Below are 12,223 nucleotides of genomic sequence, written 5' to 3'. Positions count from 1 at the left end.
AATTACTTTAATTAGGTCCATAGTTCCCCTTCAGATCTCCCTCAGGACTTCCGATGTTTCGTAGCAAGGCCAACAACTCATTCGCTTGGGAATCAAAATCCTGAATTCTCTTCTTGTAAGGGTTGCTGTATAAGTTTCGCCTCTCCGCAAACATTTTTATAGTGCGTTCGATGGCTTCCTTCAGAACCCTATAATCGCGAGTTATGGGGATGATGTATCCATTTTCATTTTCCACGATGTCCTCGACAACCCCGCCCGCGTCCGACGCGATCACCCAAATGTCACGAGCGAGCGCTTCACGGACAGCCAATCCAAAACTCTCCTTCCACTGCGTTGGAAAAAGCAAGACATCTACTTCTGAGAAGAAGCCATCCATCGTCGCCTGAGTATATGCAGGCACGGTGCGATATGGGACTTTCAAACCCCTTCGGGAGAGGTCAACACTTTGATATCCGAGATTCAGTGTATTATCGACCGCAACAAATTCAACGTCGTCGCGGTCTATGCTAGAAAACGCCTTCAATATAAGATCAAACCCTTTTATCGGAGTATTTCCTCCAACATATCCAAAGCGAATACGAGAGTCTGGTTTCCTTGAAAATTCACTTCCAGGAAGATTTACTCCATTTTTGTTCACAAATATCTTCTTCTCGTCAAAGCCGTTCTCCGCGTACAGTTCACGGAAAAATCCGCTCGGGGCCAACAGCATACTTGCCTTAGACAAGGCATCTCTAAGAAATGCAGCTCTGACTTTGTTATAATGAGCGTCCGGAACGCATACTGCACATACAGCCGTATCTATTTTTTTCTGGAAACAATATTCATGTTTAGCGGTCACCATAAACTGCCGCTCGCAAATCCACCAAGCGTCGTGAAGAGTGACCGCGAAAGGAATTTCCTGCCCGGCGCACAGATTTGCAAGCGAAGCGCCAAGACCTTGGATCGAATGAAAATGCACAACGGACGGTTCGACAGCTTTGAGGACTTCGACGAATGCGCGCTCTACGAGCTTGTTGCTAAGATCATCTATAGCTTCAGTGACCTTTGACAATTTAATTGCAACAACATTAACCTTTCCAACTTTGTAACGCACTATCGCCCCATCCGGCGCCGATTCATTCGACCAAGACGTCAATATAAAAACGTCATTTCCGTCGATTTCAGCAATACGCCTTGCCAACTCTTCTACTACGACGGTCGCACCTCCAAATGACAACGGGCTGAAAAAAATGTTCACCATCAGTATTCGAAATTTAGCTTCCCTGGCATTGTACGATTGAAGGATTGGCTGAAGGCTACTATTTGCAACACCCTCGAGGTTGAACCGTTCGACGGTAGTCTGATACGCTTTTTGACCCATGACACGCCGAAGGGCCGGATTGTCGATGAGACGTAGTATTTTGTCTTCCCACTGCTCAGCACCCACCGCCAAAAACCCGTCGTCACCGTCGGTAATGGCAGCTCGAAATGCCGCGGCCGGCGAAGACACCGAAGGAATCTTCAATATTGAATATTCAATATATTTTATGTTGCTTTTAGCATCATTGAAATAACTTGCCTCCAACGGAGCTATGCCTATATCGCATCTTGAAAGTACGGCAATATACTCCTCAAAGTCTATGAACTCTATTCTATCGACTCTATCAACAAACTGACTGAAGCGTGGATCCAATTCCAAGGGTCCGACAATTTGCAGACGAACGAGAGGCCTAGCCGACATTATACGGAGGAGCGCCTCAGCGGCTTCGGCGAAATCAGCGTCGTGGGTCTTGGTTCCAGACCCATAGACGATAACCACATCCTCGGCATCCTCACGTGAACCTGCCCCCCCTAACGCCTTCTCGGCGAAGCGTCGTGTTTCATGATCCAATGCGTTTGGCACGACATGCGCAAACCGACCGGTTGCCGTTGCCATCAACTGGGCAAGCGGAGGTGTAGAAGCGATGCTTTCGTCACACGCCAACATCGCTTCGCGGTACAGGGCCGCGCCGGACAATAGTCCTATGACTTCTTCAGGCCTTAACCTAGACAGGTTCTTGTTTGCTTTGTAGAGCTCTTTGTCAAAAATGAGATCGTCAACTTCCCAATAGGTTTTCACACGCAAACGCGCCGCCTCATTTATTAAATTGATCACTCCCTCGGTGCCAGGAACGCGGTAGAAAATTGCCATTGAAAACAACTGAAGGGCGCTACGGACCTTCTCCAACTCTTTCCAGTCAACAACCAGAGATTCGATGCCGAGCGACTTGAGCATCTCAACTTTCTGATCAACTCTGTATTTTTTACATTGCGGAATTGAAATCTCCGCAACAATAAGAACTCGAAGCACGACTATCTCGGTCGAATAGGAATGCACTTCGTCAGGGTAGAATTTCGCAAGATCTGTTACATTTCCTCTCGGATGAAGCCCATTTACAAAATAATCTCCGTCTTTCCAGCGCCCCCGATAACGCCTAGCATAGTCAACGATCTTCCTAACGGTAGCAGGCCCACCAAAAGTTCTTAGAGAATAGTGTAGTTTTCCACCAAAGAAACTTGCCAGTGAAATTTTCTTACGAATGATCTTTCTGAGGGTGAACACGCTTCTTGCCATCACACGCAATGGGCGTGTGATTTTCCAAGAATATGACCCCATCAAACGCGACAAATCTACTTCCTTTTGACCAAGAACGGCAACTACCCCCTCAATCTCAGCGTTTCTCTTGAGAAGATTTGAGTTTTTACTCCTATATCGATCAAGGCTCTCCAAGATGATCCTATTGTATTGCGCGAGATTCTGAATTTCCTCCGATTTATTCCTTGTCTCGATCCTGAGCCTGTCGCTCTCTTCTAATTCTTGCGCGATTTTCATGTCCTTAGAGGCAAGCTGACTGGTTAACCCACTAATCTCTTGATTCTGTTCTTCCTCCAATCGTCGATGAACCGCGTCCTTTTCGCTTTGTGCACGAAGGCGCGCTCCAAGTTCGGAGAAGAAGACGCTGCCATAGATCGCAGATTGCTCGTCGAACTCCATTCTGACGCGATCAAGAACCGCTATTGCCTCGGCGTCACCAGTGTCTGTTTCTAAGGCCTGGAGTGCCGCATAGGCGTCCTTCACCCATTCAGCGATGCGTTTGTCTGCGAAGAGCGCATCATCACTTGCCACGTGGTGTTGATGGTCTTTCGATATAAAGGCATCTACCTCATCAGCAACCTCCTCGATTAACCTCGGCCAGGTAACAGGGAGCGCCGTCGTGATTTTGTCCAAGCTTGGCCGCCAGCCTTGCATCATCCCTTCATAGGAGACGAAGACACGCGGTGCGCCGCGCGTAGATCGCTCGGCCTCTAGCTCATGGCGAAGCCAAAGTAATGCACCGAACCCGGGCGTTGAGCGATCACGTTTGTCGAGCGAGGCAATCACGGCCAACGGATTGCGTTGGATCAGTACGCAGCGAACGTCGACACGCATCCGTTTCAGAATGTCTGCGTATAGCGGTACGAAACGTGAAATGCGCGGGTCCTTGAGGACGAATAGCGGCGCGCTGCCATATTCCTCGTCTATCAGCTTGGTGATCTCGGCTTTGTAGAAACGAAGACGCGCCGCGCCAAGATCGACGGGGTCAAATGAACGCCAATCATCCCACCGGCTGCCGGCCTCCGCGAGCATCCGGTCATGAAGTTCCATCAGCCGCACGGGCTCCCAATGGCCCGCTTCGTTAGTTGGATTGGCGCCGAGCATGTTCTTCGGCAATTCCGCGCCAAGCAGACTGATCGCTCTCGTCAGCGCACTGGTGCCCGAGCGATGCATGCCGAGCACCATGATGCAGGTGCGTTTGGCTGCTTTCGGCTTTGCCTTGCGGTCAACAGGCGTCGCATCGCGCGTGGTTTCCCGTGAAGGATGCTTATTCATGCCGTCAATGCCTGTTTCGTCCCATCGATGAGAAGCCGCCGCACAACCGCTTCCGCCGATTGCCGCCAGTCCGGCGCATTCCAGCCGAAGACGGAGGCGAACTTTGCGCTCGAAAGCCGGGAATTGGCGGGGCGGCGCGCCTTGGTTGGATAGTCCATCGTAGCAATGTCCCGTACCCGCGCCCAAGGACCACCAAACACGCGGCTTGTGTCCAGGATATGACGGGCAAAGCCGCTCCAGTTGGCCTCGCCGGTTCCGGCCAGATGATAAATGCCAGATGCACCAAAGCCTGTGTTGCCATGCAGCATCGCCGCTGCATGCAGGATTGCGTCGGCGACATCAAGCGCGGATGTGGGATTTCCCCATTGATCGGCCACCACGGCGATCTCGTCGCGATCGGCGGCAAGCCGCAGCATGGTCTTGACGAAATTCTTGCCGAACGGGCTGTAGACCCATGCCGTGCGCAGGATCAGGTGATGCGGATTGGCTGATGCCACCGCCTGCTCACCGGCAAGCTTGGAGGCGCCGTAGACGCTGGCTGGTGCGGTCGCGTCGGTCTCGACATAGGCGCTGTCCTTCGAGCCGTCGAAGACATAGTCGGTCGAAAGATGGATGACGGGAACGCCAAGCCGCCTTGCCGCTTCCGCCACCTTGCCGGCGCCGACGGCGTTCACCGCGAATGCCAGGTCGGGCTCATCCTCGGCCTGATCCACCGCCGTGTAGGCGGCGGCCGACACGACGATGTCCGGCTTGGCGGCCGCAATGGCTTCGCTCACCATGTCGGGTCTTGCCAAATCGAGTTCCGGCCGGCCAATGGCAATGACCTCCACGCCGGCGCTTCGCCGGCCGGCTTCCAGAAGGCTTGCCGCGACCTGGCCTTCGCGTCCGGTGACAACGAGCCTCACGCGGCCCCCTTGCGCGCTTCGCCCAGTCTTTCACCGGCATAGTGCTGTTCGCGGATCGGCCCCCACCACCATTTGTTGGCCAGGAACCAGTCCACGGTTCTCGCCAGGCCGCTGTCGAAATTCTCGTTGGGCGCCCAGCCCAGGTCCCGGCTTATTTTCGATGCGTCGATGGCATAGCGGCGATCATGACCGGGGCGGTCGGTGACGAAAGAGATCAGGTTGCGATAGCTCTTGCCACCGGCCCGGGGACGCCTGATGTCGAGCAGATCGCAGATCGTCTCGACGACGCCCAGGTTCGTCCGCTCGGAATTGCCGCCGACATTGTAGCTTTCGCCCGGCTGTCCTTTCGTGGCGACGAGTTCCAGAGCCCGCGCGTGATCCTCGACGAACAGCCAGTCGCGCACATTGGCGCCGGCGCCATAGACCGGTAGCGGCTTTTCGTCGAGCGCATTGAGGATGACCAGCGGGATCAGCTTTTCGGGAAAGTGATAGGGTCCATAATTGTTCGAGCAATTGGAAAGCACGACCGGCAGGCCATAGGTTTCGTGCCAGGCGCGTACCAGATGGTCCGAGGCCGCTTTCGAGGCGGAATAGGGCGAAGACGGCGCGTAGGGCGTTTCCTCGACGAACATGCCGCCATCGAAAGGAAGATCGCCGAACACCTCGTCGGTCGAGACATGATGGAAGCGGAAGCGGCTTTTCCTGTCCTCGGGCAGGCCGCGCCAGTATTCCAGCGCGGAATTGAGAATCCTGTAGGTGCCAACGATGTTGGTCTCGATAAACGTGCCTGGCCCGTCGATCGAGCGGTCGACATGGCTCTCGGCGGCGAGGTTCATGACGATGTCGATATCGTCCCGGCGGAGGATGTCGAGCACAGCCCTCTCATCGCAGATATCGGCCTGCGCGAAGCGGTAATTGTGTGCATTCTCGATCGGCCGCAGCGAGGCCAGGTTTCCCGCATAGGTGAGCTTGTCGAGATTGGTCACCCGATAGGCCGGGTTGGCGCACAAATGCCGGCACACCGCCGAACCTATAAAGCCAGCACCGCCCGTCACCAGAAAATTCATGCCGCTGTCCTCATTCTACACCCTTTTGGCAATCCATCAGGCAAACACCTCGGCGGCGGCCAATAGCGGCGCCTTGAGGTCCTTGTCCGAAAGCTGGAACCCGCCGGCCAAGGACGGCCATTCGATGCCGATGGCGGGATCGTCGAAGCGGATCGACCGGTCATGCGCCTGCGAATAGGTGTCGGTGACCTTGTACAGGACCTCGGTGTCGGGCACGAGCGTTACGAAGCCGTGCGCGAAGCCTTTCGGCACCAGAATCTGATTGCCCTTTTCGGCCGACACTTCGAGAGCGACCCATTTCCCAAAGGTCTTCGAACTACGGCGAATGTCGACCGCGACATCGAGAATGCTGCCACGAATGACGCGCAACAGCTTGTCCTGAGCCCGCGGCGCAAGCTGGTAGTGAAGCCCGCGCAAAACACCTGCCGCCGCGGAATATGAATGATTGTCCTGCACGAAAAGCAGGTCGATGCCTGCCTGCGCAAAGCGCTCGGCATTATAGGTTTCCACAAAGAAACCGCGCGCGTCGCCATGCCGCTTCGGGACGATTTCCAGCACGCCATCAATGCCGAGGGACCTGACTTCCAGCATCTAGCCCTCCGACAGCTCGACGACACGCCGGCGCAGGTAGGCGGCATATTCATTCTTGCCCAGGCGGTCGGCGCGCCGCAGAATCTGGTCCACTGTCAGCCAACCCTGTTCAAGGGCAATCTCTTCCGGACAAGCAACCTTGATGCCCTGGCGATGCTCGATGGTGCGCACGAATGAGGAGGCTTCATGCAAGCTGTCATGCGTGCCGGTGTCGAGCCAGGCATAGCCGCGCCCCAACCGGTGCACATGCAACTGGCCACGCTCGAGGTACACATTGTTGACCGCCGTTATCTCGAGTTCGCCACGCGCCGAGGGCCGGATGGCGGGGGCGATGTCGACGACGTCGTTGTCATAGAAATAGAGACCGGTGACGGCCCAGTTGGATTTCGGGTTCTGCGGCTTTTCCTCGATCGTCAGCGCCGTTCCGGTGGCCTTGTCGAAGGACACCACACCATAACGCTGGGGATCCTCGACATGATAGGCGAACACCGAAGCACCCTTTTCGCGCGAGGCCGCGGCCCGGCAAAGCTGCGACAACCCGTCGCCGAAATAGATGTTGTCGCCAAGGATCATCGACACGCTGTCCTTGCCAATGAAATCGCGGCCAATGATGAAGGCTTCCGCAAGGCCGTTGGGCTGTGGTTGCTCGGCATAAGACAGTTCAAGCCCGAACTCCGATCCATCGCCAAGCAGATCACGAAAGACCGGCAGATCGCGCGGCGTTGAAATGACCAGAATCTCACGGATACCCGCAAGCATCAAAACGCTCAGCGGATAATAGATCATCGGCTTGTCGTATATCGGCAGAATCTGCTTAGAGATCGCTAATGTTAGCGGGTAAAGACGCGTTCCGCTGCCCCCAGCAAGGATAATTCCTTTCAAGAAGCTCTCCTTGACATGCCTAGGCCCCCTGGCCCTTGCTGCCCGTGATTAGGTTCCACGCAATGGCTTGTCAATCTCGGCGCTCGACAAACGACCGGATCAGCCCGGCACCGATGCCGCGGTCAATTCCCGGCGAACCCAATGCTGTCATCTTGCCAACGCCGGCGGCATGACGGGAACAAGCCGATTGTCATGATGGGCCTCGGTCGGCTCGCCTCTTGGGGTTCAACCGTTCAGCAAAGCCTTTGTGAAAGATAATGCCATTCATGTAGGCAAAAATCATCGCAAGCGCCGCTGTTCGCAAGGGGTAATCAACCAGCGAGTGAACGAGAAGAAACGACACCGAGAGGAACGCGGCTTTCTGCAGCGGATACCGCCGAATCCCAACGGACGACGCGAAAAGCAATGTCAGGTAGACCACGATCAGAAGAACAACGGGCGCGCCACCCTCAAGTGTCAGTTCCAGATAGTCGTTGTGAGCGTGATTCACGTAGGGCTTGAAGATCATCTCGCCCTTTTCGTAAATCTGATAGACCTTCTGAAAGCTGCCGAAACCCACTCCTGTCGTCCAGTTCTCTTCAATTCCCGCGATCGTCGTGCGGGCAAATTCGGCGCGCCCAAAGGTCGGATCAACCACCTCCGCATCGATCTTCGTCCACGCGCCCATCGTGTAGAGCGAAAGACCGATGAAAACCGCAAGGATGCCATAACCACCTAGCCTGGAGCGAGCGGACAGAAAGACAACCGATACGATGGTGATCGCCAATCCTATCAGAATACCGGCGCGCGAACCGGTGGCCAGAAGCAGCAGCAACAGTGTTATCAATCCGAGTGATCCAGACAGAAGATTCCCGCGGAACAGTCCGTAGTAGACAGCGAAAGGGATGGAGACGAAGAGCAACGCCGAAAAATGATTCTGGTTGGCAAACAGCCCGGCATTGACCGTGAACGGCAACAATCCCTTTATGGCAACCGTATCGGAGAGTGAGTACTGGATCGCGGCCGCCAATCCGTTACAGATGACACCCATGAAAAAGAAAGGCAGAAGGCCGTAGACCTGATCCGGGCGCAAGCGGACGACGCTCAGGAAGAATGCCGCCGCCGCCGAGAAATACAAAAAACATTCGATCGTGCGCCCCACGCCGACACTGACGAAACGCAGCCGGGTTTCGCCGGCCAGCCATGGACTTGCCAGCAGCACCTCGGGCCGCAATCCGCTCAACAGGGCCGCAGGCAGCAGCGGCACGATTTGAAAACAGAATACGGCAAGGACCAGGGCAAGCAGCCATAGGACCGACCGAGGGACCCTCTGCCCCAACGGCCTTGAAAGGACGATCGCGGCCGAGACAATCGCCGCGATTTCGATCAGCATTTCGGTGTAAAGGCCACTCGCCGTGCCGCCGCCAATCAGCACCGACAGAAAAAGAACCGACCCAAGCAGGTACTTTTCCCATTCCGTGGGCCGAATTGACCGCTCTCTCAAGATGAAACTCTTTCGATGCTCAGCTTGTGCATGACCAACGTGCCTACGTATCGAAATCGCCAGCTCTCAGTGATGGCGGCTGTTTCCAGCCGTAGCAATTGCATCGGACACGCACTCGGTCCGATCGCGAAATCCAGGCTCAGGTCCTGCCGGTTGAATGTGCCTTCCGGAATGTTGAACCGGGCTATTTCGCTTGCCGGATCCGCGCATCTGATGGACCAGAACAGCTGCTTTGGCAGCTTCAGGTTTCTCCCGGAGGCAGTCAGGGAAATCCTGTAGGAGCCGGGAGGCAATTCGACATATTGCTGGAATGCTGCGTTCTTCACCGGCGTATTCAAAAATCGAACGGTCGCTCCGCTGTCGCTCTCGCCAACATCGCGCGACCCGGCAAAAGTAATTTCCAGACCGGAGCGATCGTGAACCTGCCAGTCGAATGGCTTGCCGCTGCGGACCGGTTCAAAGCCGCCGTTGAAAATATAGCCACCCAGCGTCCGTTCCTGATCGGACAGGCTGAAAAGGAACAGCCGATAGGCAGGCTCGTATTCCTTTTGCCTGATATAGCCGTTGATCACCGCGGACAGTTCCTTCGATGTCGGTGGTGAACTCGATCCGGCAAGGTCGAGCAACAGTTGGCTGGCGGCGCGCAGGCCCCGCGGATCGTGGCCAAGGGCGGAGAAAAGATTGGACCTCCACGGAGCCCCGATCTTCATGGCTGCCAGGACAGCCCGATATCCGTCTGGATTTGAAAGAATGGCCGGCATGCCCGCCGCGATGACTGGAAAACGGTCCGGCCACCGGCGCAGCAAGGTATCGATCTCGCCGACGGCCTTCGACAGATCGCCTCCCTCGATCGAACGGTCGATCGATCTCTGAAGCGCATGGATTTCCGTCTTGGACAGCTTTCGAGCCCTATCGAAGAGTTCAAAAGCTTCGTCTTTCTCGCCTTGCCGGTACCTGATCTCGCCTAACAGGCTGTAAAGCCGGGCGTCCGCGACATTGAAGCGAAGCGCGCCCCTTGCCTTGACGGCCAAAGCGTCGAGATCAGGACCACTGCCTGTTTCATTCAGCTCATCGGTGATGTCACCTACCAAGGCATTTATGTTCAACGGATCGAGCGCAAGCGAGACGGCCGGCGTTCCGGCCTCAAGGAGCCGACTTAGCCCGATCGACGAAGCCGCCAACACCAGAACGGAGGCGACGAACCAAACGCCTGAACGCCGGAGATTTTGCGTGAGCGGGCTGGCCTGCTCCGTCATCGACTTTGCCCTCAATTTTCGGGGTACTCGCGCCGTAGTCGTAGTACTGGTAGTTCATGTATTTGTAGGCATAGTTGTAGTCGAACTTGTTCACGGCAAATTTCGACATCGCCACTCCGATCACATTCGCACCGGCTGCGCGCAGACGCTTGAGCGCCGTCTTGGCTGATTTGCGCGTGACCTGGTTGGTGGAAACGACCATCAAGGTGCCTTCCGCAAGCCGGCTGAGGATTGGGCCGTCGGAAAGGCCGACGACCGGTGGAGCATCGATGATGATCAGATCGAAGCGTTTGCCGAGATTGGTCAAGATCAGCGCCATCTTCTGCGAAGAGAGCAGGTCGGCCGGGTTCGGCGGAATCGTCCCGGACGTCAGTACAGTCACGTTAGGGTATTTCGTCGTCCTGAAAATGCCCGCCAGATCATCCTTGCGAACGGTATTCGTCAGAAGGTTGCTCAACCCGATCGCGTTGTCGAGACCGAACAGCCGATGCAGGTTCGGTTTGCGAAGATCGCCATCGACCAGCAGAACCCTTGCACCGAGCGCCGCGAAATCCTGGCCAAGCTTGAACGACGTGGTCGACTTGCCTTCCGAAGGTTCCGAACTGGTCACCAGCAGCGATCGCGGCGCGCCTTCAGCACCGGAGAACTGCAGCGATGTTCGCAACGAACGATAGGCCTCTGAGAGCCCGGATTTTTGATCGGCGATGCTGGCGATGAGTTCGCGGTCATCGACAAGCGGCAGGATGCCGAGCATCGCCAGCCTCAGCTCTTTCTCGACCTGCTCCGGATTGGTGAAGGTGTTGTTCAAGAGCTCGATGATGTAGATGATCGATGCAGTCAAAGCCATGAAAAGCGCCAGCGCGATTGCAAGATTGATGCTCAGGCGTGGAGAATAGGGGGCTACGGGCAGCGAAGCGAAGTCGACGATCGCAGCGCTTTGCGTCTTGAGTTCCGAGCTAACCCCGACTTCATTCCGCTTGGTGATAAGGCTGTCATACTGCGACCGATTGGAATCTACCTCACGCTTCAGGATCGTGTATTTGATATTCTTGTCGTTGAAGACGGCCTGCTGTCTCTCCATCTCCGCGAGCTTGGATTTTAGGTCGGCTTCCTTGCTTTGCGCTTCCTGGTATTTCAGTCGCAACGAATCCGTTATCGCAAGAACGCCATTGTCATAGAGCCGCTGCAGTTCCTTGATCTGCGATTGCAATTGCTGCATTTCCGGAAAACCAGGCTTCAGGATGCCCAGTTTCTGCTGATACTGGCTGGACAGATCCGCCAGCTTTTCGCTGAGCTTCTGCAGACCTTCGCTTTCCAGAACCGGGCCGAGGCTTGAGCCGCGCCCCTTTTCTATCTGATCCACCACCCGCCCCGCATCGAGGCGCTCCTGGATTGCCGTGGCCAGCGCGGTGTTCAGGGCTTCGATGTTCGAGCCGATCAGCGATTTGTCGTCGCCGGTAACCGTGATGCCGGCATCTTTTGCATAGGTGACCAATTCCTCCTCGGAAGTCTGCAGCTTTTGCTTCACCTGCAAAACTTGTTCCTGGATAAACTGCCTTGCCAGATCGGAGGTCTCGCTGGTCTGATCGAGGCGTTGATCGATAAAACTCTGGGCGACCTGGTTGGCCACGTCGCTTGCATATTTCGGCTTCTGATCGACAAAGGTGATCGACAGCAGGCTTGTGTTGGTGACCAGATTGACCGTCAGGTCGTCCAGGATCCGTTTGATAGCAATTGCTTCGCGCTCTTCGGGCGTTTTCTCCTCGATGGAAGGCGACTTCGAAAGTCCGAACGCCCGGTAGACAATGTTGCTCAGCGAAAAGCTCGGCGTCGGAAACAGGAAGTCCGGCTTTTCGCCAAGCCCCAGCTGGAACGCCACGCGCTGAGCCAGCGCGCGGCTCTTCAGCTTTTCACGGGCGGTCAGGAAGGCCCTGACGTCGCTGTTTTCGGAAACAACTTCGATGTCCTGAAAGACCTTCGCCGAAGGGACCAGAACTTCGAGCTGCGTCGTTGCCTGATATTTTGGTGTCTGCATCATTGTCACGATGACGCCGGCAACAAGCCCAGCAGCTGCCATCATGACGATGAGCCAACGATACTGGACAATGTAGAAAAGCAGCTTGAGCAGGTTGAACCCCTCATCCTGACCG

General features: G+C 55.7%; 8 protein-coding genes and 1 pseudogene. All 9 read right to left on the bottom strand.

The window, feature by feature from the left end; genetic code table 11:
- Positions 1–7: 7 nt before the first annotated feature.
- Positions 8–3,889, bottom strand: coding sequence for a glycosyltransferase (locus tag NKI73_RS01030; protein WP_352626680.1), 3,882 nt, complete (start codon positions 3,887–3,889; stop codon positions 8–10).
- Positions 3,886–4,794, bottom strand: coding sequence for a dTDP-4-dehydrorhamnose reductase (gene rfbD / locus NKI73_RS01025; protein WP_352626679.1), 909 nt, complete (start codon positions 4,792–4,794; stop codon positions 3,886–3,888). Before rfbD ends, NKI73_RS01030 begins: the two co-directional genes overlap by 4 nt.
- Positions 4,791–5,861 carry a dTDP-glucose 4,6-dehydratase gene (gene rfbB, locus NKI73_RS01020; RefSeq protein WP_352626677.1) on the bottom strand — a complete coding sequence of 357 codons (1,071 nt, stop codon included), beginning with the start codon at positions 5,859–5,861 and terminating at the stop codon, positions 4,791–4,793. Before rfbB ends, rfbD begins: the two co-directional genes overlap by 4 nt.
- A gap of 36 nt (positions 5,862–5,897) precedes the next feature.
- Positions 5,898–6,452: a dTDP-4-dehydrorhamnose 3,5-epimerase gene (rfbC, locus tag NKI73_RS01015; protein ID WP_352626675.1), complete on the bottom strand. Its 555-nt coding sequence runs from the start codon at positions 6,450–6,452 to the stop codon at positions 5,898–5,900.
- The gene (rfbA, locus tag NKI73_RS01010) at positions 6,453–7,334 is read right to left on the bottom strand and encodes a glucose-1-phosphate thymidylyltransferase RfbA (protein WP_352626673.1); all 882 of its coding nucleotides are present in this window, start codon (positions 7,332–7,334) and stop codon (positions 6,453–6,455) included. It lies immediately after the preceding gene.
- 190 nt (positions 7,335–7,524) lie between these two features.
- Positions 7,525–8,817: an O-antigen ligase family protein gene (locus tag NKI73_RS01005; RefSeq protein ID WP_352626671.1), complete on the bottom strand. Its 1,293-nt coding sequence runs from the start codon at positions 8,815–8,817 to the stop codon at positions 7,525–7,527.
- Positions 8,814–10,073: a tetratricopeptide repeat protein gene (locus NKI73_RS01000; RefSeq protein WP_352626669.1), complete on the bottom strand. Its 1,260-nt coding sequence runs from the start codon at positions 10,071–10,073 to the stop codon at positions 8,814–8,816. Before NKI73_RS01000 ends, NKI73_RS01005 begins: the two co-directional genes overlap by 4 nt.
- Entirely contained in the window at positions 9,961–11,703 is a 1,743-nt protein-coding gene (locus tag NKI73_RS00995) for a GumC family protein (protein ID WP_352627300.1), read from the bottom strand. Before NKI73_RS00995 ends, NKI73_RS01000 begins: the two co-directional genes overlap by 113 nt.
- A 303-nt stretch (positions 11,704–12,006) precedes the next feature.
- Positions 12,007–12,150: pseudogene (locus tag NKI73_RS00990) on the bottom strand (hypothetical protein); the annotation flags it as partial.
- Positions 12,151–12,223 lie beyond the last annotated feature (73 nt).

It is taken from the genome of Mesorhizobium sp. M0496 (assembly GCF_040321205.1).
In the GTDB taxonomy this organism is placed as follows: Bacteria; Pseudomonadota; Alphaproteobacteria; order Rhizobiales; family Rhizobiaceae; genus Mesorhizobium.
The sequence above is the reverse complement of the archived record's forward strand: the minus strand, read 5'-3'. Positions and strand labels throughout refer to the sequence as shown.